This window comes from Variovorax sp. Varisp85, assembly GCF_047304045.1.
Lineage (GTDB): Bacteria > Pseudomonadota > Gammaproteobacteria > Burkholderiales > Burkholderiaceae_C > Variovorax.
Genome location: NZ_JBGLYN010000068.1, coordinates 1 through 24,717 on the forward strand (window position 1 = coordinate 1; position 24,717 = coordinate 24,717).

Sequence of the window (24,717 nt, forward strand, 5' to 3'; positions counted from 1 at the left end):
ACCCCAACCCTCCCCCAAAGGGGGAGGGAGAAATACATCGAATACTTCATAGAGCCAGTCCAAGCAGCGATTGCTGCAGTTGCGCGTCCTCGGAGAACGCCGCCATCGAGCCGCTGTGCACCACGCGGCCGTTGTCCATCACCGCGACGGTGTCGCCCAGTCGCTGGGCGAAGTTGATGTTCTGCTCCACCAGCAGGATGGTCACGCCGCTGCGCTTCAGCTCGTCGAAGGCATCGATCATGTTGTTGATCATCACGGGCGCAAGGCCCTTGCTGGGCTCGTCGATGATGAGCAGCTCGCGCGGCTCCACGATGGCGCGCGACACGGCCAGCATCTGTTTCTGCCCACCCGAGAGCTTGCCCGCCGGGTGGTTCCAGAACTTCTCGACCGCGGGGAAGAGCTTGAAGATCCACTTCAGGCGCGTGTCGTCGATCTGCTGCGCGTTCTTGGCGCCGCGCGCGGCCAGCAGCATGTTTTCCTTCACCGTGAGGTCGGAGAAGATGCCCATGTTCTCGGGCACGTAGGCAATGCCCAGGCCGGCGATCTGCGGCGTGTGTTGTGCGGTGATCTCCTTGTCCCCGAAGCGCACCCTGCCCTGCGACGCGTGCCACAGGCCCATGATGGTCCGCAGCGTGGTCGTCTTGCCCGCGCCGTTGCGGCCCAGCAGCATCGTGAGCTGGCCCTTCGGCACGGCGAGATCGACGCCGTGCAGGATGTGGTACGCCCCGATGTGCGTGTGCACGCCCTCGAGGCTCAGAAGAAGATTCTCGGCGCTCATGCAGCCTCCTTCGCGATGCCCAGGTACGCCTCCTGCACCACCGGCGAGGCGATCACCTCCGCCGGTTCGCCGTCGGCCACCAGCGTGCCGTTGTGCAGCACGATGATGCGGTCCGCGAGCTCGCGCACCACGTCCATCTTGTGTTCGACCAGCAGGATGGTCTTGCTCTTGTCCTGCTTGAGCTTGCGGATCAGGTCGAGGATGACCGGTGCCTCGGCCGCGTTCATGCCGGCCGTGGGCTCGTCGAACATGAAGACCTTCGGCTCCAGCGCCATCAGCAACGCCACTTCGAGCTTGCGCTGGTCGCCGTGCGGCAGGCTCGCCACGGTCGCGTGCTCGCGCGATTTCAGCGCCACGTCTCCAAGGATCTGGTCCGCGCGCTCGGTCAGCGCCTTGTGGTCGCTCCAGATGCTCCACAGGTTGAGCCCGCGCCGGTGCGCGCCCTCGCGCGTGGCCTGCACCGCGAGGCGCACGTTCTCCAGCACCGTGAGGTTCGGGAACAGGTTGGTGAGCTGAAAGGCCCGCCCCAGCCCCGCGTGCGTGCGCGCCGACGGCGACAGGCCCGACAGCGAGTGCCCGTCGAGCGAGACCGTGCCGGCGCTCGCCTTGAGCTGGCCCGAGATAAGGTTGAAGTAAGTGGTCTTGCCCGCCCCGTTGGGGCCGACGATGGCCGTCAGCGTGCCCGGCGCGAAGGCGCAGCTCACACCGTTGACGGCCACGTGCCCACCGAAGCGGATGGTCAGGTCCCGGGTCTCAAGCATCGTTGGTCATTGCGAATTAAAAAGAGAAATGAAGACGGACCTCAACAGGTGCCAATCACGTAGTAGTTGGGGCCGGTCTGCTTCAGCGTGGTGGTGACGTAGATGTTCCACAAGCCCATCGACTGCCCCGAGCCGTAGGCATAGGTAAGGCCCCACAGTGCATAGGCTCGCCCGGCCACGGTGTGCGTGTAGTTGCTCGCGGTGTAGCACGTTTCGCCGCCGCCGGAGCCCGCGGTGGTGGCGCCCGTGGCTGCGGCCGACATGGCGCCTTCGACGTTGCTCGCGTCCAGCGCGGCCACCGTCCAGCTGTACGTGGTCGATGCGGCCAGGCCGGTGTCGGTGTAGCTGGTGGCGGCGACGGGAGAGGCGTTGACCTTGCTGCCGCCGCGGTACACGTTGTAGCCGCTGGCGCCCGTGACGCCAGCCCAGCCGATCACCATGCTGCTGCTGGTCGCGCCCGAGGTGCCCACGCCGGTAGGCGCGGGCAGGCCGCTGCCGCCCGCCGAGCCGGTGACGCGGTCGATCATGGCCTTCATCGCCGCCATCTGCGGTCCGGATTTCTTGGAATAGTTGACGCTGTCGTAGCCCCACCAGTCCCAGCAGCTGTTGGTGGCGGCCGTGCTCGTCTGCGGGTAGATCAGCACGATGTTGTTGGTGTCGGCCCAGCGGTTGTAGCCGGTCTTGCGCACGTACTGGTCGCCCACGTCGGTGTAGTTCTGCTTGCAGCCGTGCAACACCAGGTGCACGCGGCACGAGGTGGTGGTGCAGGCCTGCGGCACGTAGATCCAGCCGGTGGTGGCCATCCCGTGGCCGGTGATGAACTCCGACTGGTTGAACTCGGTGAAGGTGCCGCCCAGCGTGCCGTTGTTGCGTGGGTTCAGCGGCCCGTAGAGCTGCGTGAGGATCTCGCCCGCGAGGTCGAAGCCGCAGTTGTTGATGTAGGGTGCAGCGGTGGTGCTGCAGGCGCCGCCGTAGTCGTCGGTGACCATCGCGTGGCCCGCGCCGATGTTGTTCTTGTAGACCGTGTTGGCGGTGGGCACGAAGCTCTGGTAGTAGGTCTTCAGGTCGTCCATGACCGCCTGCTTGACGGTGTTGTCCGATGTGCCCGAGAACAGGTACACCTTGGAGCCGCTGAGGTTCGACACCGGGTCGATCGCGCCGCTGGCGGCCCAGCTATTGGTGGTGCTCACGAGCGACGACACCGGGATGCTGGTGCTGTGCGTCATGCAGCGCCCGGTGGCGTTGGTCACCGAGCCTTCGGCGCAATAGAACGGCCCGCCCGCCACCACGCCGGCGCCGCGCTTGAAGGTGGCCGAATAGGCCACATGCAGTTGCACCGACATGAAGCCGCCCGCCGACAGGCCGGACACGCTCACCTCCGCCGGGTTGGCGCCGAGCGCCGGCAGCGGCACAGCCGCCGTGGCGGCATGCGCCGCCACCGCCATTGCCGCGGCCGCGGCGAATCCCTTCCAGTTCATCGATCGCATCGCTGTCTCCTTGTGTTGTGGGTATCGAACGCTTGCTTGCTGACGAATCGGCCGTGGATCAGGCTGGCTGCGCAGACGCAGGCTGGCGCTTCGCCCGGCGGCCATCCGGGGCGAAATGGAGAACACTCAAGGAACACCGCGGAACCGGCTTGCCGGGCCGCTGGTGTTGCCCCCGGTAGGGGTAGGCGCAGCGACACGAAGTGCGCGCAGCCTGGGGGCGAGCCCTTACCTTTTGTTCTTGATCGGGATGTCCATCTCTTCAGGCTTGATCTCGTGCACCAGCTCCGGCACACCCCAGGCAAACGCCGGGTCGACCTTGATCTTGAAGTGGTACATCGACTGCATCGCCTGGTGGTCTTCCTTGCGGAAGGTCATCTTGCCTTTGGGCGTGTCGAAGCTCATGCCTTCCATGGTGCTGATGAGCTTGTTGGTGTTGGTGTCGCCGTTGGTCTTCTTCAGCGCCGTGACCACCGCCATCGCGGCCGAGAAGCCGCCGGCCGTGAAGAAGTCCGGCGGCGCCTTGAACTGCTTGTAGTGCGCCGACACCATCGCCTCGTTCACCGGGTTCTTCGGGATGCCGAAGTAGTAGTACGCCGCGCCTTCCATGCCCGGCAGCGCCTTGTAGGCCGCCATCGCGGGCAGGATGTTGCCGCCGGTGGCGATCTCGATGCCGTAGCGCTTCAGGTCGAGGTCGACGATCTTGAACGGGTTGCCCGCGCCGGCCCAGACGATCCAGATGACCTTGCGGCCCGGCTGGTCCTTGAGCTTGTCGATCAGGCGCTGCGCGCCGGCCGTGAAGTCGGTGGTGGTGGGCGGCAGGTACTCCTCATGGACCAGCTTGGCCTTCTTGAGCGCTGCGCCGAAGGCCTTCACGCCGTCGCGGCCGAAGGCGTTGTCCTGCGCCAGCGTGGCGACGGTGACGCCCGGCTTGTCGACGGCCACCGCGTTGGAGATCGCATCCTGGCTCGAATTACGGCCGGTGCGGAAGATGTACTTGTTCCACTTGTCGCCGGTGATCGAGTCGGCCACCGCAGGCTCGACCAGCAGGATCTTCTTGTATTCCTCGGCCACGGGCAGCATCGCGAGCGCCACGCCCGACGAGGTCGGGCCGACGGCCAGCGCGGCCTTGTCGTCGGAATAGGCGGCCGCCAGCAGCGACTTGCCGAGATCGGGCTTGCCCTGGTCGTCCTTCTCGATGACCACGAGCTTCTTGCCGTTGACCATCATCGTGCCGCCGGTGGCGTAGTCCAGGCCCATCATGAAGCCGGTCTGGGTCTGCTTGCCGTAGGCCTCCAGTGCGCCCGTCTTGCTGTAGATGTGGGCGATGCGGATTTCGCTGGACTGGGCCCAGGCGGGTGCGGCGGCTGCGCAGGTGGCAAGTGCGGCCAGGGCGACGAGGTGGCGACGGTTCATTCTTTGTCTCCTGATAATGGTGACTGAATATTGCACAGTTCGTGCCATTCTCTAAGCCATTGATAACAAACGCTTCTTTATTCGAGAAGAGCGCCATTCGACTGAATTCAGAACACTGGCGATGTCTTTTTTTCAGACATCTGTCTTTTTATTGTTCAGGGTTTTCGCGGAGGCTTGGCGCTGCGCGATCCATTGCTTGAACTGACGCTCGGCCTGCATGCGGAATTCGTTGCGCGCGTGATTGCAGGCTGCGTGCGCGAGCCGCCGGTGCTTTGACGAACGGATGCCGCCGAAGGTCGAGTCGACGAGATGCTCGATGGTGGCGGCCTCTGGCCGGCCCGCGGGCTCCTCGAAATCCATAGGCAGCCCGCACCAATGGCAGTTGGGCCCGAAGGTGGAGCGCAGTGCCTTGATGCTCACAGGTTCGCGTACTCCAGGATCTCCTGGCCCATCAGCGTGCAGTCGTTACCCGACACGAAGTAGATGAGCCGCATGCGGTACTCGCCCTTGTAGATGCTGCCCCAGACTTCGAGCACCTTGAACTGCTGCTTCTTGTTGGCAGGGTTGCGGATCGGCGGCAGCTCTTTCACGTCGGGGCTGATGCGGATGCGGTCGTCCTCGCCGTAGTGGAAGGTCAGCAGCTTCTTGGCACGGGCGACGGCCTCGCCGGAACACTGAGGCGCGGCGTTTGCCAAACTGGCAGCGACGCAGAGGGCAAGGCAGGCAGCGGAGCGGGCAAGGGCCTTCTTCATCGGATGTGGCGTCGGAGTTGTGGGCTGGAGCGGGAGTATCGCTCTGACACCGGGCTCAATGCTCCGGTCACGGGGACTCCACCCAATAGAGCTGCTTGTGGCCCCGGGCCTCGTAGACCTGCTGGTCGTAGCCGGCAACCCTGCGGCTCTCGCATTCGTGCATCAGGACGTGCCAATGGACGTGTGGCGCTCGATGTCCGCGCGGCCCATCCTGCGCATGGCAGACAGCGGATTCAGGTTGACTGTTCCTGACTCGTCATCCGCTCATACAAGGTCGCCCGCGAAATCCCGAGCAGCCGCGAGGTCGCCAGCTTGTTCCCGCCCGTCGAAGCCAGCGCCGCCGCGATCGCCTTGCGCTCCAGCTCGGCCACCTGCTGCGCCAGCGGCCGCAGCAACGCCGCTTCTTCATCCGCATCGTGCGCGCTCTGCAAGGTGGCCGGCAACTCGATCTGCTCCAGCCCAGCCTCGCGCAGGATGCGTTCGAGCTGCACGGAATCGATCCGCTGCGAGTCGCTGCGCATGGTCACCTGCTCCAGCACGTTGCGCAGTTCGCGGATGTTGCCGCGCCAGTGCTGGCCCGCGAGCAGCGCGAGCGCGTCGGGCGTGAGTTCGGGTGGCGCCTCGCCGCTGCGCAGCGCCATGTCCTCGCCCAGCGCCTCGACCAGCGCGGGAATGTCCGAGCGCCGCTCGCGCAGCGGCGGCACGCGCAGCGGCAGCACGTTGAGGCGGTAGTAGAGGTCTTCGCGGAACAGCCCCCGCCGCACCAGCTCCGGCAGGTCGCGCGAGGTGGCCGCGATCACGCGGGCATCGAAGGGCACGAGCTTGTTGGAGCCCAGCGGCTCGATCTCGCCCTCCTGCAGCGCACGCAGCAGCTTGGCCTGCAGGCCAAGCGGCATGTCGCCGATCTCGTCGAGGAACAGGCTGCCGCCGTCGGCCAGCTTGAACTTGCCCTCGCGGCCCTTGCGGTCAGCGCCGGTGAAGGCGCCGGGTGCGAAACCGAAGAACTCGGCTTCGAGCAGCGTGTCCGGCACGGCCGCGATGTTGACACTGACGAACTGGCCCTTCGCCCGCGCCGACGAGGCATGGATCGCGTGCGCCAGCAGTTCCTTGCCCGTACCGGTTTCTCCCAGCAGCAGCACCGGGCTGGCCGACTGGGCCGCACGGCGCGCATGCCGCTTCACCTCCACCGCCGCCGGGCTGCTGCCGATGAAGCTCGCGAAGGTGTACTTGGAGCGGCGCTGGCCATCGGGCGCATGCTGGTAGAGCGGGTTGTTGCGCTGGCTCGCGAGTTCGCGCCGCGCGTCGTCCAAGTCGCGCTGCAGCAGCGCGAACTTGCTGATGAGCGGCTGCAGCGTGGTCTCGGGCTGGTCGAACAGCACGATGCCGATGGCGCCGATCACCTCGCCCGCCCCGCCCTCGCGCTCCTGGCGCAGCGGGAGGCGGCTGACCACGAAGGTGCCGGCCTTGTTGGTCAGCAGGTCCACGAGGATCGGCTCGCCGGTCTCAAGCACTCGCCGCATCTGGGTATTGGGAATCACGTCTTCCACCATGTGCCCCAGGAACTGGTCGATGGACGAAAAGCCCAGCGCCGGCAGGAAACGCCGGTAGCCCTCGTTCACCCACACGATGCGCCCGCTGCTGTCCACCAGGAACATGCCCTGGCTGATGCTTGAAAACAAATGAAACATCGAGCGCGCGGCCAGCGCGAGGATGCCCTCGGCGTCGAGGGGCAGTGTGGGCGGTGCGGTGGGAGCGACAGGCATGGCGGGATCGTAGCGCGCATCAATCGGCAACAAATCCGGCATCAAAGTCCGCGGGGAAATGCCCAGAATCGAAGTTGCAGACAAAAGCCTTCAGCAGCCCTTAAGTAAATCAATCGTTTGATTTCATGCATGGTTTAATGCGGGGCATGAATGCGAGAGACCCGATCACCCATGCCCCGCGCCGCGCACCGCGCAGCGACGGCGCCGAGGCACGCCACCGGCTGCTCCATACAGCGCTGCGGCTGTTCGCGCAGAAGGGGTTCTCCAAGACCTCCACGCGCGAGATCGCCCGCGAGGCCGGGGTCAACATCTCGGCCATCAGCTACTACTTCGGCGACAAGGAGGGGCTGTACGCAGCCACCTTCAGCGAACCGATGGGCGGCGACTCCAGCGACCTCGTCGCCGCCTGCAACGTGCCCGGCCAGTCGCTCGAAGACACGCTGCGCATCTGCATGGTGTCGATGATCGACCCGCTCAAGCAGGGCGAGATCGTGCGGCAGTGCATCCAGCTGCACATGCGCGAGATGCTGGAGCCGACGAGCCGCTGGGCCGAAGAGCTGGAGCGCGACATCAAGGGTCCGCACCGCGCCATCGCCGACCTGCTGTGCCGCCACCTGAAGGTGGAGCGGGCCGACGACGACATCCACCGCCTGACCTTCGCGATCACCGGGCTGTCGATGCAGCTCTACGTGAGCCAGGATTTCATCGAGGCCATTCGCCCTTCGCTGCTGCGCACACCGCGCGCCATCGACACCTGGGCCGACCGCCTCACGGGCTATGCGCTGGCGCTGGTCGAAGCCGAGGCGGCCCGCCGGAATGCCGAGAGAAAGCTGAAGAAATGAGAAGACTCCGACTGAAACTGATGGCTGCCCTCTGCCTGGGCATCGGCCTGATGGGCTGTTCGCTGACGCGCCCGCCCGCGCAGGTCGAGGCGCCGTTCCCTGCGCAATGGCACGCTCCCCTGCCCCACGGCGGCTCACTGGCATCGCTGGCCGACTGGTGGCGCCAGCTCGACGATCCGCTGCTGGTCGAGCTGATCGCCGCAGCCGAAGCGGCGAGCCCGAACATCGCCAGCGCAGCGGCGCGCGTGGCCGAGGCGCGCTCCACGCGCGTGCAGGCCGGCGCCGCGCTGCTGCCGAGCCTGGACGGCACGGCTTCGGCCAGCCGCGGCACCTCGGGCTTTGCTTCCAGCGGCGGCGGCAGCAACAGCAGCAACCTCTCCGCGAGTACGCCGATCACCACGCTGCAGGCGGGCCTGCAGTCGAAATGGGAGATCGACCTGTTCGGCCGCCTGCGCGCCGACCGCGACGCCGCCGAGGCCAAGCAGAACAGCGCCAACGCCAAGTGGCACGACGCGCGCGTGGCAGTGGCGGCCGAGACGGCCAACGCCTATTTCGCCGAGCGTGCCTGCCAGCAGCAGCTGCGGGTATCCGAATCGGACGCGCGTTCGCGTTCGGAGACGGCGCGGCTCAACGACCTCTCCGCGAAGGCCGGCTTCACCGCACCGGCCGATGCCGCACTGGCCCGCGCCAGCGCCTCCGACGCCTCGGGCCGTCTCACCCAGCAGCGCGCCCAGTGCGCGGTGCAGCGCAAGGCGCTGGTCGCGCTCAGCGGCATCGACGAAACCACGCTCGAACAGAAGCTCGCCGCCGCGCCAGCACAGCGTGCACTGCCAGCCGTGGGCAGCATCGCCAGCGTGCCGGCCGAGGCGATCTCGCAGCGGCCCGACGTGTACGCGGCCGAGCTCGGCGTAGCCTCGGCCAGCGCCGACGTAGGCTCGGCCGAAGCCGAGCGCTACCCGAAGCTCACGCTGTCGGGTTCGATCGGACGCACGCAATATCGCGTCGGCGGCGTGCACCAATCGCTCGAGACCTGGACCGTGGGCCCGCTGTCGCTGACCGTTCCGCTGCTCGACGGCGGCGCGCGCAGGGCCAACACCGACGCCGCCAAGGCGCGCTACGCAGAGGCTGTGTCGCTCTACCGCGCCAACGTGCGGCAGGCCGTGCGCGAGGTCGAGGAGGCGCTGGTCAACCTCGACGCCACCGACGCCCGCACCACCGACGCCGACGCCGCGGTGAAGAACTACCAGGCCTCCTTCGACGCCACGCAGGCCCGCTACAGCAGCGGCCTCGCGAGCCTGTTCGAGCTGGAGGATTCGCGCCGCACGCTGTTCTCCGCGCAGACGGCGCGCGTCTCGCTGCAGCGCGAGCGCACCGAGGCATGGGTTGCGCTGTACCGCTCGATGGGTGGCGGCTGGAGCCGCTCCGCGCCCTCTTCCGAATCGTCCTCAATGACCACCACCCCGGCCACCCAGGTCGCGACGTCGCCATGAAAACAATGAAGCGTTCCACTCTCGTCATCGCGCTGCTCGCGCTGGTCGTCGTCATCGCGGCGATCTTCTTCGTGGCGCGCGGCAAGCCCTCGGACAAGGCGGCCGAGTCCGCCGCCAAGGCAAAGGACGGCGGCTCAGCGCCCAGGCCCGCGCTGACCGTCACCGTCGCCAGGCCGGAGGCCACCGAGCTGATGCTCACGCTCGCAGCCAACGGCAACGTGGCCGCCTGGCAGGAGGCGGTGGTCGGCTCCGAGTCCAACGGCCTGAAGCTGGCCGAGGTGCGCGTGAACGTGGGCGACGTCGTCAAGAAGGGCCAGGTGCTGGCCGTGTTCTCGCCCGAGACGGTGCAGGCCGACATCGCGCAGTCGCGCGCCTCGCTGGCCGAAGCCCGCGCCACCGCGGCCGACGCCGCCGGCAATGCCGCGCGCGCCCGCACGCTGCAGGCCACCGGCGCGCTGAGCCAGCAGCAGATCAACCAGTACCAGACGACCGAGCAGACCGCCAAGGCGCGCGTGGAGGCGGCCGAGGCGGTGCTGGCCGCGCAGCAGGTGCGCGGGCGCAACACACAGGTGCTGGCACCCGACGACGGCGTGATCTCGGCGCGCACCGCCACCGTCGGCAGCGTGGTCTCGGCCGGCACCGAGCTGTTCCGCCTGATCCGCCAGGGCCGGCTCGAATGGCGCGCCGAGGTCACTTCGGCGGAGCTGAGCCGCATCTCGGTCGGCACCACCGCCTTCGTGGTCAGCGCCAGCGGCGCGCAGGTGCGCGGCAAGGTGCGCAGCATTGCGCCCACGGTCGATCCGCAGACGCGCGCGGCGCTGGTGTACGTCGACCTTCCCAACGTGCAGCAGAACACCGGCATCAAGGCGGGCATGTTCGCGCGCGGCGACTTCGAGCTGGGCCGCAGCTCGGCGCCCACGGTGCCGCAGAGCGCCATCGTGCCGCGCGACGGCTTCAACAACGTCTTCCTGCTCAAGCCTGACAACAAGGTGGCGCAGATGAAGGTGCAGATCGGTCGGCGGCTGAACGACCGCATCGAAATCACCAGCGCGCTGCCCGACGGCGCCCAGGTGGTGGTGCAGGGTGCGGGCTTCCTCAACGACGGCGACCTGGTGCGCGTGGTGGATGCGCCCGCGCCCTCCGCGCAGCCGGCCAGGTCGGCGGCCTCCGCCGCCGCGGCCAAGTAAGCAATTCAAAGGACACGCCCATGAACGTTTCCGCCTGGTCCATACGCAACCCGATTCCGGCGGTGATGCTGTTCGTGCTGCTCACCTTCGGGGGGCTGCTGTCGTTCAACGCGATGAAGGTGCAGAACTTTCCGGACATCGACTTGCCGACCGTGACGGTCTCGGCGTCGCTGCCCGGCGCCGCGCCTTCGCAGCTGGAGACCGACGTCGCGCGCAAGCTCGAGAACTCCATCGCCACGGTGCAGGGCCTGAAGCACATCACCACCAAGGTGCAGGACGGCGCCGCCACGCTGATCGTCGAATTCCGCCTCGAGAAGCCGGTACAGGAAGCCGTGGACGACGTGCGCTCCGCGGTGCAGCGCGTGCGCGCCGACCTGCCGGCCGACGTGCGCGACCCGGTCGTCACCAAGCTCGACTTCGCGGCCCAGCCGGTGCTGGCCTTCACCATCGCCTCCTCGGCCATGGACGACGAGGCACTGAGCTGGTTCGTCGACAACGACATCACCAAGAAGCTGCTCGCGCTGCCCGGCGTAGGTGCGGTGAACCGCGTGGGCGGCGTCGCGCGCCAGGTGCACGTCGACCTCGATCCGGGCAAGCTGCAGGCGCTGGGCGCCTCGGCGGCCGACATCTCGCGCCAGTTGCGCCAGGTGCAGACCGAGAGCGCGGGCGGCCGCTTCGACCTGGGTGGCAGCGAGCAGCCCGTTCGCACCATGGCCACGGTGCAGTCGGCTGACCAGCTGGCCGACATGCAGCTCGTGCTGACCGACGGACGGCGCATCCGCCTCGACCAGGTGGCGCGCATCAGCGACACCATCGCCGAGCCGCGCGCGGCCGCGCTGCTCAACGGCAAGCCCGTGGTGGGCTTCGAGGTGGCCCGCAGCCGCGGTGCCAGCGAGGTGGAAGTGGGCCACGCCGTGCAGAAGGCGCTGGCCGACCTGCGTGCGAAGCGGTCCGACATCGAGCTGACCGAGGCATTCAACTTCGTCGATCCGGTGGACGAGGAATACAACGGCTCGCTGCACCTGCTCTACGAAGGGGCCATCCTGGCGGTGGTGGTGGTGTGGCTGTTCCTGCGCGACTGGCGCGCCACGTTCGTGTCGGCCATCGCACTGCCGATGTCGGTGATCCCGGCGTTCATCGGCATGTACCTGCTGGGCTTCTCGGTCAACGTGATCTCGCTGCTGGCGCTGTCGCTGGTGGTCGGCATATTGGTGGACGACGCCATCGTGGAGGTCGAGAACATCGTGCGCCACCTGCGCATGGGCAAGACACCCTATCAGGCGGCCATGGAGGCGGCCGACGAGATCGGCCTGGCCGTGATCGCCACCACCTTCACGCTGATCGCGGTGTTCCTGCCCACGGCCTTCATGAGCGGCGTGGCCGGCAAGTTCTTCAAGCAGTTCGGCTGGACGGCCTCGCTGGCGGTGTTCGCGTCACTGGTGGTGGCGCGCGTGCTCACGCCCATGATGGCGGCCTACATCCTGAAGCCGATCGTCGGCGCTGAGAAGGAGCCGGGCTGGCTGCGCTGGTACATGCGCGCGGTGGAATGGAGCACGCACAACCGCTTCAAGACGATGGTGCTGGCCACCCTCTTCTTCTTCGGTTCGCTGGCGATGATCCCGCTGCTCAAGACCGGCTTCATTCCGGCGGACGACAACTCGCAGACGCAGATCTATCTCTCGCTCGCGCCCGGCTCTACGCTGGCGCAGACCACGGCCGCCGCCGAGGAAACTCGCAACCGCGTGATGAAGATCGACCACGTGAAGAGCGTCTACACCACTGTGGCGGGCGGCAGCGCGGGTGGTGACCCGTTCGCGAACTTCGGCACGCCCGAAACGCGCAAGGCCACGCTCACAATCAAGCTCGATCCGCGCGGCGACCGCCCGCGCAAGCAGGTGATCGAGAACCGGATCCGCGCCGCGCTCGAAACGCTGCCCGGCGTGCGCAGCACCGTGGGCCTGGGCGGCTCGGGCGAGAAGTACATCCTGGCGCTCACGGGCGAAGACCCGGCGGCGCTGGCCAGCGCCGCCAGCGCAGTCGAGAAAGACCTGCGCACCATTCCCGGCCTGGGCAACATCACCTCCACCGCCAGCCTGATCCGCCCCGAGATCGCCGTGCGCCCCGACTTCGCGCGCGCCGCCGACCTGGGCGTGACCAGTTCGGCCATCGCCGAGACGCTGCGCGTGGCCACCCTGGGCGATTACGACCAGGCGCTGGCCAAGCTCAACCTCGCGCAGCGGCAGGTGCCGATCGTGGTGAAGCTGGAAGACTCGGCACGCAAGGACATCGACCTGCTCGGACGCCTCTCGGTGCCCGGCGCGCGCGGGCCCGTGATGCTGAACCAGGTGGCCTCGCTCACCATGGAAGGCGGCCCGGCCGTGATCGACCGCTACGACCGCTCGCGCAACGTGAACTTCGAGATCGAGCTTTCGGGCGTGGGCCTGGGCGACGCCAAGGCCGCGGTGGAAAAGCTGCCCTCGATCCAGAAGCTGCCGGCCGGTGTGCGCGTGACCGAAGTGGGCGACGCCGAGGTGATGACCGAGCTGTTCGCCAGCTTCGGCCTGGCGATGCTCACCGGCGTGCTGTGCATCTACATCGTGCTGGTGCTGCTGTTCAAGGACTTCCTGCATCCGGTGACGATCCTGTGCGCGCTGCCGCTCGCCTTGGGCGGCGCGTTCGTGGGGCTGCTGATCGGGCAGAAGGCGCTGTCGATGCCCTCGCTGATCGGTCTCATCATGCTGATGGGCATTGCCACCAAGAACTCCATCCTGCTGGTGGAGTACGCCATCGTGGCGCGCCGCGACCACGGCATGAGCCGCTGGGACGCGCTGCGCGACGCCTGCCACAAGCGCGCCCGGCCCATCATCATGACCACGCTCGCCATGGGCGCAGGCATGCTGCCGATCGCGGTCGGCTTCGGCGCCGCGGACTCCAGCTTCCGCTCGCCAATGGCGATGGCGGTGATCGGCGGGCTGATCACCTCGACTGTGCTGAGCCTGCTGGTGGTGCCGGCCGTGTTCACCTACGTGGACGACATCGAGCACTGGATCCGGCGCACCGTGCGCAAGCTGCGCGGGCAGCCGGCCGATCCGCACATCGACGACGACCTGGTCGAGACGCCTGCGGCGGGGCGATAAGCCTCACGGCGGCAACAAAAAAAGCTGCGGCATTGCCGCAGCTTTTTTTTGCCCGGGCTCGGGCGAGCCCCGAGGAGCGTCAGGCGTCCAGCTGTGCCAGCCGCTTCAGCTTGCGTTCGCTCATGCGCTTGGCAAGGCGCGGCAGCACCAGCACGGCCACCACGATGACGACCAGCGCGATCGACATCGGGCGCTGGAAGAACACCGACGCACTCCCCTCGCCGATCGACATGGCGTTGCGCAGCTGCGCTTCGGCCAGCGGGCCCAGGATCATGCCGACCACCACGGGCGCGGTCGGGAAGTCGAAGCGGCGCATCACCACGCCCAGCAGGCCGATGGCATACAGCAGGAACAGGTCGAACGCGCTCTGGCGCATGCCGTAGGCGCCCACCGTCGCGAAAATCAGAATGCCGGCGTACAGCTGGGGCTTCGGAATCTTCAGCAGCTTGACCCACAGGCCGACCATCGGCAGGTTCAGCACCAGCAGCATCACGTTGCCGATGTACAGCGATGCGATCAGCGCCCACACCAGCGCAGCGGAGGTGGTGAACAGCTGCGGACCCGGCTGGATACCGTAGTTCTGGAACGCGCCCAGCAGGATGGCGGTGGTGTTCGAGGTCGGAATGCCCAGCGTGAGCAGCGGGATCAGCGCGGCCGTCACCGTGGCGTTGTTGGCGGCCTCGGGGCCGGCCACGCCTTCGATGGCGCCGGTGGTGCCGAACTCGGCCTTGGCGTCCTTGTCCTTGGCGAGCTTCTTCTCGGTCGCATAGCTCAGGAAAGTCGGGATCTCCGTGCCGCCGGCCGGGATGCAGCCGAACGGCGTGCCGATGGCGGTGCCGCGCAGCCAGGCGGGAATGGAGCGCTTCCAGTCGCGCTTGCTCATGTGCACGCGGCTGAGCTTGTTCTGGCCTTCGACCACGCGGCCTTCGTACAGCACGGCGTACAGCACCTCGGCCACGGCGAACAGGCCCACGGCCACCAGCACGATCTCGATGCCGTCGAGCAGTTCGGGCACGCCACCGGTATAGCGGCCCTGGCCCGAGATCTGGTCAAGGCCGACGCAACCCGCGGCGAGGCCGACGAACAGCGCCGTCATGCCGCGCAGCGTGCTCTTGCCGAGCACCGCGCTTACCGTGGTGAAGGCCAGCAGCATCAACATGAAATACTCGGGCGGCCCGAGCTTGACCGCGAAGTCGGCCACGAAGGGCGCGAACAGCGTGACGATGACGGTGGCGATGGTGCCGGCCACGAACGAGCCGATGGCGGCCGTGGCAAGCGCTGCGCCCGCGCGGCCGCTCTTGGCCATCTTGTTGCCCTCCATCGCCGTCACCATGCTGGCGGTTTCGCCAGGCGTGTTCAGCAGGATGGAGGTGGTCGAGCCGCCGTACATGGCGCCGTAGTAGATGCCCGAGAAGAAGATCATCGAGGCCGTGATGTCGACCTTGCCGGTGATGGGCAGCAGCATGGCCACCGCCACGGCCGGGCCGATGCCGGGCAGCACGCCCACGGCCGTGCCCAGGGCGCAGCCGACCAGGCACCACAGCAGGTTGACGGGGGTGATGGCGGCGGCGAAGCCCGCCATGAGTGCGTTGAAGATATCCATGTCAGATCCACCCGGTGTTGGTGAGGCCAGGCAGGTTGATGGCCAGGAATTGCGTGAACATCCAGAACACCGGGGCCGAGATCAGCGCGCCGGTGACGAAGTCGACGAGCCAGGTGCGCGGCGAGTTGACGCCGCCCTGCCCGCTCGCGCGGCGCAGGCCCTGCACCGCGAGCACGTAGCACATCGTGCAGCTCAAGATGAAGCCGAGCGTGGTGATGAGTGCTGCGTTGAGCAGCAGCCCCGCCGACACCCAGACGAAACCGGGCCAGTAGGCATGCTCGGCGCCAGTAGGCGCGTCGAGCTCGCGGAAGCCGCCGGTGCGCGCCTCCCACAGGATCCAGGCGCCGCACAGCACGAGCACCACGGACACGAGCCAGGGCAGGAAGTTGGGGCCGACGCCGCCATAGCCGGCTTCGGAAGAAATGCCGATCGCGCCGAAGGCCAGCGCGAGGCCGGTCAGCAGCACGCCGGCGCCGACCAGGGTTTGTGGCCACGTGGCCGAGGGTTGCGGCGAGGCCGAGGAGTCTGGAGTTGTCATTTTTTGCTCCCGCAGTCGGGGGGAAGAGAGCCCCTTCGGGGAACACCGAGGAACCGGCTTTGCCGGGCCTCAGGTGTTGCCCCCGGCAGGGGGAAGGCGCGCGCGACACGAAGTGCGCGCAGCCTGGGGGTGAACCTTGTTCAGACCATGCCGGACTTCGCCATGATGGCCCGGAGGCTCGCGAAGTCGTCATCGACGAACTTGGTGAAGGCGTCGCCCGAGAGCACCGCCGGCGTCCAGTCGTTCTTCTTGAGCGACTCGGCCCACGACGGGCTCTTCATCGCGGCCAGCACCATGTCGGTCAGCGCCTTGCGCTGCTCGGCCGAGATGCCGGGCGCGCCGTACACGCCGCGCCAGTTGCCGATCTCGACGTCGATGCCCTGCTCCTTCAGCGTGGGCACATTGATGCCCGGCAGGCGCTGCGCGGAGGTGACGGCAATGGCCTTCATCTTGCCAGCGGCGATGTATTCGGCGAATTCGCTGTAGCCGCTGCCGCCGACGGTGACGTTGCCGCCCAGGACAGCGGCGGTGGCTTCACCGCCGCCACGGAAGGCGACGTAGTTGATCTTGGACGGATCGGCGCCCACCTTCTGCGCGATCATGGCCGCGGCGATGTGCTCGGTGGAGCCGCGCGAACCGCCGCCCCACTTGACGCTGCCCGGGTCCTTCTTGAGCTGGTCGACCACGTCCTTCATGCTCTTGAGCGGCGAGTTGGCCGGCAGCACGAACACGTTGTACTCGGTCGTCAGGCGGGCGATGGGCGTGGCCTGCGACAGGTTGACCGGCGGCTTGCCGGTGATGATGCCGCCCAGCATGACCGAGCCCATGACCATCAGCGCGTTGGCATCGCCCTTGGAGCCGTTCACGAACTGGGCCAGGCCCAGCGCGCCGGCGGCGCCGCCCTTGTTGTCGTAGGTGACGGTGTCGGCCACCTTGGCTTCGGTCATGGCCTTGCCCAGCGCGCGGCCGGTGGTGTCCCAGCCGCCGCCGGGGTTGGCGGGAATCATCATCTTGACGTTGGCGGCGGCCAGGGCCGACAGTGGCAGGGCACCGGTGGCGGCCAGCGCGGCCAATGACTTCAGAAAGGTGTCGCGACGCATGCGTGTCTCCTGGAATTGGAAGGAACTTGAAAGGAAGCTGACTTTTAGCTGAGCGCTATCATGCGCCGCCCCGCTGTCAGTTGGCTGTCCGCCAGACTGGGGAAAACACCAAAGTACCCATCCCTGCCGCCACCGTATGAAGCTGCTGCTGGTCGAAGACGATCCCTCGATGCAAATCACCCTGCAGCGCACCCTCGGGCGCCGCCGGATCGATGTGCGCGTCTGCGGCGACGGGGCCGAGGCCGTCGCCCAGTGGCGCGCCATCGAGCCCGACGTGGTCGCCCTCGACCTGAGCCTGCCCAACCTCGACGGCCTGCAGGTGCTGGCCCAGGCCCGCGCCGAAGGCTTGCGCACGCCGGTGCTGCTGCTGACCGCGCGCGGCACGGTCGGCGACCGCATCGTCGGCCTCAACGCCGGCGCCGACGACTACCTGCCCAAGCCCTTCGACCTCGACGAGCTGGAAGCCCGCATCCGCGCGCTGCGCCGGCGCAGCCACGGCGTCGCGGGGCAGGACGCCGGACTCAACCCGCAGGAGATCGGCGGGCTGCGCTTCGAGCCCGACAACGGCGCCATCTACAACCGCGCCGAGCTGCTCGAACTCACACCGCGCGAGCTGGCGCTGCTGAAGGCGCTGATGATGAAGCCGGGCCACGCCGTGACCAAGGAGCGCCTGTTCGAGCTGGTGTTTCCGGGCGAGGCCGACGTGCAGTACGAAGCCATCGAGGTGGTGGTGTACCGCCTGCGCAAGAAGCTCGTGGGCACCGGCGCCGTGCTGATGACCATGCGCGGGCTGGGCTACCTGCTGCGCCCGGAAACATGACCCGCGTTTCCTCGCTTCGCGCGCGGCTGCTGCTCGGCATCCTCGCGCCGATTGCGGTGTTCATCGTGATCAACAGCGTGAGCCTGTACCGCCAGAGCCTCGCGGCCGCCACCACGGCCTACGACCGCACATTGCTCGCGTCCGCCAAGACCATCGGCGAACAGCTCGACGTGGAGGGCTACGAAGACATGGCGCGGCTGCGGGCCATCGTGCCCTACTCCGCACTGGAGGCCTTCGAGGCCGACAACCGCAGCCGGCTGTTCTACCGAGTCTCGGCGCTCGACGGCAAGCTGATCTCGGGCTTTGCGGAACTGCCCTTCTGGCGCGGCCGCATTCCGGACCGCGGCGCGTATGCGGCGCTGGTCGACTTCTACGACGCGCAATTCCGCAACCAGCCGGTGCGGGTCGCCGTGCTGCTGCAGCCGGTGGCGAGCGCCACCGGCCGCGGCATGGCCGTGGTGCAGGTGGCCGAGACGCTGGAGCTGCGCGAAACCCTGGTGCGCAAGCTGCTGCTCGACATGCTGTGGCGCCAGCTGCTGCTGATGGGCGTGATCGCGCTGGTCACGGTGTTCGTCGTGCAGCGCGCCACGCGGCCGGTGCGCGAGCTGGGCGAAGCCATCGAGAAGCGCCCGGCCGACGACCTCTCGCCCATCGACGCGCCCGATGCCCCGCGCGAGCTGCGCCCGCTGATCGACGCCACCACGCAAGTGATGGGCCGGCTGCAGCGGCTGCTCGACCACCAGAAGCGCTTCGTGCGCGACAGCGCCCACCAGCTGCGCACGCCGCTGGCCGTGCTGAAGGCCCAGGTGCAGTCGGCGCGGCGCGGCGACGTCGCTCCCGAGCAGGCGTTCGGCGAGATCAGCCACACGGTGGAGCGTGCGACCACGCTTGCCAACCAGATGCTGTCGCTTGCCAAGGTGGAGCAGCTGCGCCAGCAGCCGGAATCGGTGACGCTCGACTTCGGCGAGGTGGCGCGGCAGATCGCGCTCGACCTGTCGCCGCTGGTGGCCGACAAGGCGCTCGACTTCGAGCTCGCCATCGACGAGCCAGTGCCGGTGCGCGCCCACCACTGGATGCTGCAGGAACTCACGCGCAACCTGCTGCACAACGCGATCAAGCAGAGCCCCGTGGGCGCTGCACTGTCGGTCTCGGTGCGCGCCGAGGGCGAGGACGCGGTGCTCACCGTGCGCGATTGCGGCCCCGGCATCTCGTCCGAGCTGCGGCAGCGCCTGTTCGCGCCCTTCTCCGCCGGCAGCGCGTCGAGCGGCTCGGGGCTGGGCCTGGCGATCTGCCGCGAGATCGTGCTGGCGCTCGGCGGACGCATCAGCCTCGACAACCGCAGCGAGCCGGACGCGCAGAGCGGGGCCGAACAGGTGATCGGGCTGGACGCGGTCGTGCATCTGCCGCTGTCGGGGCACAATTCCTGACACCCACTCTTCGACATCCATGGACCGTCTGCGCATCGACAAATGGCTCTGGGCCGCCCGCTTCTTCAAGACGCGCTCGCTGGCCGCGGAGGAAATCGGCAAGAACCGCGTGCAGGTGAACGGCGACGTCGCCAAGGCCTCGCGCGAAGTCAAGCCCGGCGACACCGTGGCCATGCGCATGGGCCCGCTGACGCGGACCGTGACGGTGCGCGGCCTCAGTGGCCAGCGCGGGCCGGCGCCGGTGGCGCAGCAGCTCTACGAGGAAACCGCCGAGAGCCTTGCGGCGCAGGCCGCCTTCCGGGAGCAGCGCCGCGCGGGCACCGAGCCGGCCCTGGCCATCGAACAGGGCCGCCCCACCAAGCGCGACCGGCGCGAACTCGACGGCGCCGCGCGCCAGCATGCCGAATGGGACGATCGCTGGAGCGCCTCCCTGCCCCCCGAAGACGACGAGCGCTGATCGATCGCGTACGCTGTCGGCTCTTTTTCTTCACGGAGTCCCGCTTCATGGCCAGCTTCAAGAAATACCGCGCCGGCGGCAAGTTCAGGCTCTCGCACATCGACCCCGACGACACGTCGTTCTGCCATGGGGACGAGGCCTTGCAGCGCGCGGAACTCGACGCACTGGCCGTCGAGCTCGACGAGTTGCAGGACGTGCTGCACGCCGAGGGGCGGCGCAAGCTGCTGCTGGTGCTGCAGGGCATGGACACCAGCGGCAAGGACGGCACCGTGCGCTGGGTGTTCTCGCGCACCTCGCCGCTGGGCGTGCGCGTGACGGCCTTCAAGGCACCGAACGACGAGGAACGCGCACACGACTACCTCTGGCGCTGCCATGCCGCCGTGCCGCGCATCGGCGAGATCATGGTGTGGAACCGCAGCCACTACGAAGACGTGCTGGTGCCCGTGGTCGAGGGCTGGATCGACAAGGCCGAGGCGAAACGCCGCTACGCTCAGATCAACGACTTCGAGCGGCTGCTCACCGAAACCGGCACGGTGATTGTCAAGTGCATGCTGCACATCGACAAGGACGAGCAACGGGAGCGCCTGCAGGCCCGGATCGATACGCTCGGCAAGCAATGGAAGTTCAGCATGGACGACCTCGCGGTGCGCACCAAGTGGAGCGCCTACCAGCAGGCCTACGAGACCGCGCTGGGCGCCACATCGACCGATCACGCGCCTTGGTACGTGGTGCCCGCCAACAGCAAGCGGCATCGCAACGTGATGATCGCGCAGCTGCTGGTGAAGACGATGCGGCAGATGAAGCTCAAGCCGCCGCCGCCGGACCCGGCGCTCAAGGGAATGATCGTCAAGTGAGCTTGCCGGCCCGGCGCGGGGCCGTCGAAGCTCAGGAGCGGCGGGTGGGTGCCTGCGCCAGCACGCGGCACTGGCCGAACTCGCAACGCACGGCCCAGGTTCCGCCGTTGTCGCAGGGCACGTTGTAGTTCTCGTAGCCGGGGCCCTTGGCCGTGAGCTCCGCGCGCGGCTGCAGGTTGCAGCGGCCGGCCTTGGCGAGCGTCTCGACGTTATAGGTGTCGACGCCGGTACGGCGGGGCTTCGCAATGACGCCCGGGGTAAAGGTGTTGCCGTAGAACGATTCGCGCACGTTGGGGTCGAGGTTGCGATAGCCGCGCTTGGCCATGCAATGCACGATGGCGACCTGCTGGTGCTCGGCGATCAGTTCTGCATCGGGGCGACCGTTCCAGTCGATGACGGCGGCGGTGATGCCGGTGTAGGAGGCTGCGGCGACGATGCCCTGCCCGTACACCGTGATCAGCCCGACGCCCAGCGCACCCCACATGGCGTCGCCGGTTTCGCTGCGGGCCGTGATGCGGGTCGATGCCGTGCGGCATGCCGCCACGTCGTTGTCGTAGCGCGCCTTGTCCACGCCCTCCATGGCGACCATGGGCACATAGGAAGTGCCTGTGCCCGTTCCGGGTTCGGTGGGTGTGGGCGGTGCGCTGGCGCAACTGGCCAAGCTCACGGCGGCGAACACAATGCTCAGCAGCAGCTTCATGCAATCCCTCGTCTTCTTCGCGATAGTTGCGGGGATTTAACCATACATATAGTTACTCCTGAATCACCTTGTCGTGAATGCACGACGGGGCACGTCTCGAAGTTGGATTACAAAATGAGAAAATAGGTTACATCTCGTTCGCGTCGGTTCTGAACGCTGCCCATCCGAACTCCCCTTGACCTACCGTCCCGCGCCCTTCTTCGCCAACGTGGTGCTCGTCGTTTCGATGGCATTGCTGGGCGTCATTGGTGTCTTGCTGGCCGGAACGGTCGGCTCGCAGCAGTCCGATGCGCTGTTGCACCTCACGCGGGCCGACTGGCAGGTCGACGACGCGCCTGGCTTCAGCAATCCAGCGCCTCTTCAGGACAGCAGCGCCCTGCCGAACACCTGGAAGCAGGTCGAACTGCCCCTCGCCCTCCCCATCGCGCTGCTGCGACAGGCAGAGGCCACTTCCACAAGGACGACGCGAACGACCTGGATCAGGCTGTCCGTGCGCGGCCTGCCGCCCAACCCCGGGCCGCTTGCGCTGTATGGCATCCGGATCAAGACCGACGGCACCATCGCGGTCTACGCCGATGGCCATCTGGTCCACCGCGCGCAGCAGTCGGGTCCGCTATGGAACAGCACCCGCACTCCGCTGTGGGTCCAACTGGACGACGGCGCCGGCAGCAAGCCGCCCAGCGAGATCCTCCTGCGCCTGGAGCACACCCGGGGCGCCCAGGTGGCGCTGTCGTCGCTGTGGATCGGCCCCATCGACGCGCTGAGAGGCCGCTACGGCATGCGCCAGTGGCTGCAGCAGGAGCTGCCGGCACTGCTCAGTGCGGCCTTCATGGCCGTGGGCGTGTTCGCACTGTTCGTGTGGTTCAGGCGCCGCGACGAAACGGGCTACCTGCTGTTCTTCAACCTCTCGGCCACCTCTTTCATGCGGGGGCTGCATTTCTACGTAAGCCTGCCGATCGCGAACGACTGGTTCGCCTGGCTGACCGTCAACTCGCTTTTCTGGCTGGTGATGATCGTGCACTTCTTCCTGCGCCAATTGCACGGCCGGCAGCTCAAGGGGCTGACCTGCGGCGTGGTCGTGACAACCACCGCCATCGGCATCGCCACGATGCCCGGCCTGTCCATCGTGCAGAACACTCCCCGCGTGACGCCGCTGATCTACGCGGTCGCGGCACTGCTGGGCGCGGCGGTCTGCCTTGTGGGCGGCGTCAGCGCATGGCGCCGCTCCAACGAAGGCCGGCTGGTGGCGGTAGGGATCGGCATCTGCGTGCTGCTGGGCCTGACCGACTGGCTGCTGCAGAACAACTTCATCAGCCCCGAAGGCTGGTACATGGGGGCGTACACCAACGCCGTCACCTTCAGCGTATTCGGCGTGCTGATGTACCGCCGCTACATGCATGCCATCGGCGAGGTCGAGCAGCTCAACGCGAGCCTTGCGCAGCGCCTGCAGAAGCGCGAGGCCGAACTCGAGCTGAGCCACCAGCGGCTGCGCGAGGTCGAGCGCCTGCAGACCATCAGCGATGAGCGCCAGCGCCTGATGCAGGACATGCACGACGGGCTCGGCTCTTCGCTGATCAGCGCGATCCGCTCGGTCGAGAGCGGCGGCATGAGCGACGACAAGGTCTCGCAGATCCTCAAAAGCTGCCTGGACGACCTGAGGCTCGCGCTCGACTCCCTGGAGCCGGTCGAGGCCGACCTGCTGCTGCTGCTGGCCACGCTGCGCTACCGGCTGGAGCCGCGGCTCGAAGGCACCGGTGTTTCGCTGCGATGGGAAGTGCAGGAGTTGCCGGCCCTGGGCTGGCTCGATCCCTCGAGCGCGCTGCACATCCTGCGCATCGTGCAAGAAAGCATCTCGAACATCCTGCGGCACACGCGCGCTACGGAAATACGCGTTGGCACCTCGCTGGAGGGCGCGGGTGTGCAGGTGACGATCGAGGACAACGGTCAGGGCTTCGACGTCCAGAAGGTGATGGCCAATCCGTCCGCATCCGGACGGGGCCTGCAGAACCAGCGGCGGCGGGCGCAGGCGATCAAGGCCGTGGTCCGTTGGGAATCGAAGCCGACGGGAACGCGGTTCGTGCTGTGGCTGCCGCTGCAGCGGGAGCCACACGCGGCATGACGTTTCAGGACAACGGAATCCACTGACCACACTCCTACTTCGCCGCGTTCACCAGCTGCGGCCGACTCTGGTACTGGGAGGGAATGGCGTCCCTGTAGTAGGCCTTGCCGGTGAGATTCTGGTTGGCGGAATGGGCCTCCTTGACTGCTTCGGCATTGACGACATCCCGGGACTTCGAAGACCCGAGCGGTGCGATGACTCCGCTCGATGCCGATTCCCTGTAAAGATCTTCCTTCTGCGCGACGGTTGCGGCCTCTGCGTCGACGTCTGCCCGGGAGCGAACGCTGGAACTTTGAAGCACGCCGTCATAGGTTTCCGCCTGGGCGGCTGAAGCGAAAATAAGCGCAAGAATGGCGCCTTGAACAATTTGAATTTTCTTCATATCGGTCCTTGAGAGTTGAGTGTCGATCCTTGCTCGGCTCAAACTTTCATTGCTCTGAAATTTGTTGCCGCGTATGCGATTTTCTGGCGCCTTCCCGCCATCTTGATACGCGCATGCAGCAACGTCGTGTCTTCAAGGCGGAAACTTCGCTCCCTCGTCTTGGCTCAAGCTCTGTGCGGAGACCGCAGAGGATTGATCCGGTCCTCGAGAAAGCTCAGAAAGGCGCGCTGGACCGCGGTACTGTGTCGCCGCTGCAGATAGACCGCCGAGAGCCACATGTCGCTGCGAACGAACTCCGTCAATGCCGGGACGAGGCGACCGCTCTCGATGTACGGCCTCAGCATCACCGACGGCAGGTACAGGACGCCCGCGCCCCGCAACGCGGCCTGAATCAACGGCCCGGCTTCCGTCGCGTCCAGTCGGCCGCGCACCGCAACCTCCAATGGTTCTCCGTCCACTTGAAATCGCCACTTCGATAGGGGGTTCAGATGGATGCTTACCAGCGCATCGTGATTCGCAAGATCGCCGGGGTGCATTGGAATTCCCCGGTTTTTCCAGTACATCGGAGACGCGCACACCGCCAAATCCATCAGAAGCAACTTGCGGACGATGAGGTTCTCGTTCGCAGTCGGCCCGAAACGCAAGGCTATGTCGATCCCTTCCGCCGCCAGATCGACCTGGCGATTGGTCAGAACAAGGCTTACGCTGACCTCCGGATAGTGGCCCAGGAAAGTATTGACCAGCGCCGGAAGCTCCGTCTGATCGATACCATGCGGTGCGGAGATACGCAGGCGCCCGCTGGGCGTCAGCGCTCGTTCCTGGAGTTCCGCGCGCGTTATGTCGGCCAGCTCCAACATGGGCTTGCTTCTTTCGAGCAGCAACACGCCGGCATCTGTAAGACTGACAGCGTGGCTGTTCCTGTTCAGCAGCCGGACACCGAAACGCCCCTCGAGTGTCGCGATGTATTTGCTCACGGTTCCTCTCGACATCTCCAGATGCTCGGCGGCGCGCGAGAAGCTGCCTGAAACTGCAACCTCGCTGAAGGTTCGCAAAAGATCCAAGCTATCCAAAGCATCTCCTTTCTTGCAAGACTTTGCGTGGGATCGG

Annotated in this window: 22 protein-coding genes; 9 read left to right on the plus strand and 13 right to left on the minus strand. The window is 67.1% G+C overall.

Going from position 1 to position 24,717, the window contains the following annotated elements:
* Positions 1-46 precede the first annotated feature (46 nt).
* The 7 genes from ACCC97_RS22735 to ACCC97_RS22765 form a co-directional block, all read right to left on the minus strand.
* Complete coding sequence (locus ACCC97_RS22735; protein WP_007829832.1) at positions 47-778, minus strand: ABC transporter ATP-binding protein; 732 nt, start codon at positions 776-778, stop codon at positions 47-49.
* A complete protein-coding gene (locus ACCC97_RS22740; RefSeq protein ID WP_007829834.1) occupies positions 775-1,539 on the minus strand; it encodes an ABC transporter ATP-binding protein in 765 nt (254 codons plus the stop codon). Before ACCC97_RS22740 ends, ACCC97_RS22735 begins: the two co-directional genes overlap by 4 nt.
* A gap of 41 nt (positions 1,540-1,580) precedes the next feature.
* Complete coding sequence (locus ACCC97_RS22745; RefSeq protein WP_413335183.1) at positions 1,581-3,026, minus strand: PHB depolymerase family esterase; 1,446 nt, start codon at positions 3,024-3,026, stop codon at positions 1,581-1,583.
* Positions 3,027-3,251: 225 nt separating this feature from the next.
* Positions 3,252-4,439: a substrate-binding domain-containing protein gene (locus tag ACCC97_RS22750; RefSeq protein ID WP_413335184.1), complete on the minus strand. Its 1,188-nt coding sequence runs from the start codon at positions 4,437-4,439 to the stop codon at positions 3,252-3,254.
* A 132-nt stretch (positions 4,440-4,571) separates the two neighbouring features.
* Positions 4,572-4,859, minus strand: coding sequence for a hypothetical protein (locus ACCC97_RS22755; RefSeq protein WP_042674251.1), 288 nt, complete (start codon positions 4,857-4,859; stop codon positions 4,572-4,574).
* The gene (locus ACCC97_RS22760) at positions 4,856-5,191 is read right to left on the minus strand and encodes a hypothetical protein (RefSeq protein ID WP_413335186.1); all 336 of its coding nucleotides are present in this window, start codon (positions 5,189-5,191) and stop codon (positions 4,856-4,858) included. The genes ACCC97_RS22755 and ACCC97_RS22760 overlap by 4 nt, the downstream gene beginning before the upstream one ends.
* Positions 5,192-5,424: 233 nt before the next feature.
* The gene (locus ACCC97_RS22765; protein WP_413335187.1) at positions 5,425-6,954 is read right to left on the minus strand and encodes a sigma-54 interaction domain-containing protein; all 1,530 of its coding nucleotides are present in this window, start codon (positions 6,952-6,954) and stop codon (positions 5,425-5,427) included.
* A gap of 137 nt (positions 6,955-7,091) precedes the next feature.
* On the opposite strand from ACCC97_RS22765, the gene ACCC97_RS22770 reads away from it, so the two are divergent.
* From ACCC97_RS22770 to ACCC97_RS22785, 4 genes are read left to right on the plus strand one after another with little or no spacing between them, the layout of a single operon-like run.
* The gene (locus ACCC97_RS22770) at positions 7,092-7,796 is read left to right on the plus strand and encodes a TetR/AcrR family transcriptional regulator (protein ID WP_413335189.1); all 705 of its coding nucleotides are present in this window, start codon (positions 7,092-7,094) and stop codon (positions 7,794-7,796) included.
* Entirely contained in the window at positions 7,793-9,286 is a 1,494-nt protein-coding gene (locus ACCC97_RS22775; RefSeq protein WP_413335191.1) for an efflux transporter outer membrane subunit, read from the plus strand. Before ACCC97_RS22770 ends, ACCC97_RS22775 begins: the two co-directional genes overlap by 4 nt.
* Entirely contained in the window at positions 9,283-10,473 is a 1,191-nt protein-coding gene (locus tag ACCC97_RS22780; protein WP_413335192.1) for an efflux RND transporter periplasmic adaptor subunit, read from the plus strand. The genes ACCC97_RS22775 and ACCC97_RS22780 overlap by 4 nt, the downstream gene beginning before the upstream one ends.
* A 20-nt stretch (positions 10,474-10,493) precedes the next feature.
* Positions 10,494-13,610, plus strand: a complete 3,117-nt coding sequence (locus tag ACCC97_RS22785) for an efflux RND transporter permease subunit (RefSeq protein WP_413335194.1) — start codon at positions 10,494-10,496, stop codon at positions 13,608-13,610.
* A gap of 79 nt (positions 13,611-13,689) precedes the next feature.
* Here the strand turns inward: ACCC97_RS22785 and ACCC97_RS22790 are convergent, their stop codons facing one another.
* The 3 genes from ACCC97_RS22790 to ACCC97_RS22800 form a co-directional block, all read right to left on the minus strand.
* Positions 13,690-15,213, minus strand: coding sequence for a tripartite tricarboxylate transporter permease (locus tag ACCC97_RS22790; RefSeq protein ID WP_007837987.1), 1,524 nt, complete (start codon positions 15,211-15,213; stop codon positions 13,690-13,692).
* A 1-nt stretch (position 15,214) separates the two neighbouring features.
* On the minus strand, positions 15,215-15,751 hold the full coding sequence (locus ACCC97_RS22795; protein WP_007837985.1) for a tripartite tricarboxylate transporter TctB family protein: 537 nt from the start codon (positions 15,749-15,751) through the stop codon (positions 15,215-15,217).
* 140 nt (positions 15,752-15,891) lie between these two features.
* Positions 15,892-16,851 (minus strand): tripartite tricarboxylate transporter substrate binding protein, encoded by a 960-nt coding sequence (locus ACCC97_RS22800; protein ID WP_413335197.1) that lies wholly within the window; start codon positions 16,849-16,851, stop codon positions 15,892-15,894.
* 136 nt (positions 16,852-16,987) lie between these two features.
* Between ACCC97_RS22800 and ACCC97_RS22805 the strand changes: the two genes are divergently transcribed.
* The 4 genes from ACCC97_RS22805 to ACCC97_RS22820 are packed head-to-tail and all read left to right on the plus strand — an operon-like array spanning position 16,988 to position 20,409.
* Positions 16,988-17,671 carry a response regulator transcription factor gene (locus ACCC97_RS22805; RefSeq protein WP_007836848.1) on the plus strand — a complete coding sequence of 228 codons (684 nt, stop codon included), beginning with the start codon at positions 16,988-16,990 and terminating at the stop codon, positions 17,669-17,671.
* Positions 17,668-19,098 (plus strand): sensor histidine kinase, encoded by a 1,431-nt coding sequence (locus ACCC97_RS22810; protein ID WP_007836849.1) that lies wholly within the window; start codon positions 17,668-17,670, stop codon positions 19,096-19,098. The genes ACCC97_RS22805 and ACCC97_RS22810 overlap by 4 nt, the downstream gene beginning before the upstream one ends.
* A gap of 19 nt (positions 19,099-19,117) precedes the next feature.
* Entirely contained in the window at positions 19,118-19,555 is a 438-nt protein-coding gene (locus ACCC97_RS22815; protein ID WP_007836851.1) for an RNA-binding S4 domain-containing protein, read from the plus strand.
* 47 nt (positions 19,556-19,602) lie between these two features.
* Positions 19,603-20,409, plus strand: a complete 807-nt coding sequence (locus ACCC97_RS22820) for a PPK2 family polyphosphate kinase (protein ID WP_007836853.1) — start codon at positions 19,603-19,605, stop codon at positions 20,407-20,409.
* Between the two features lie 31 nt (positions 20,410-20,440).
* Here ACCC97_RS22820 and ACCC97_RS22825 read toward each other — a convergent pair whose 3' ends face one another.
* The gene (locus ACCC97_RS22825; protein WP_413335199.1) at positions 20,441-21,109 is read right to left on the minus strand and encodes a hypothetical protein; all 669 of its coding nucleotides are present in this window, start codon (positions 21,107-21,109) and stop codon (positions 20,441-20,443) included.
* A gap of 175 nt (positions 21,110-21,284) precedes the next feature.
* Here ACCC97_RS22825 and ACCC97_RS22830 point away from each other — a divergent pair, with 175 nt between their 5' ends.
* Positions 21,285-23,228: an ATP-binding protein gene (locus ACCC97_RS22830; protein ID WP_007836857.1), complete on the plus strand. Its 1,944-nt coding sequence runs from the start codon at positions 21,285-21,287 to the stop codon at positions 23,226-23,228.
* A gap of 34 nt (positions 23,229-23,262) precedes the next feature.
* On the opposite strand, the gene ACCC97_RS22835 is transcribed toward ACCC97_RS22830, so the two are convergent.
* Positions 23,263-23,610 (minus strand): hypothetical protein, encoded by a 348-nt coding sequence (locus ACCC97_RS22835; protein ID WP_007836859.1) that lies wholly within the window; start codon positions 23,608-23,610, stop codon positions 23,263-23,265.
* A 164-nt stretch (positions 23,611-23,774) separates the two neighbouring features.
* Positions 23,775-24,680 (minus strand): LysR family transcriptional regulator, encoded by a 906-nt coding sequence (locus tag ACCC97_RS22840; RefSeq protein ID WP_007836861.1) that lies wholly within the window; start codon positions 24,678-24,680, stop codon positions 23,775-23,777.
* Positions 24,681-24,717: the final 37 nt, after the last annotated feature.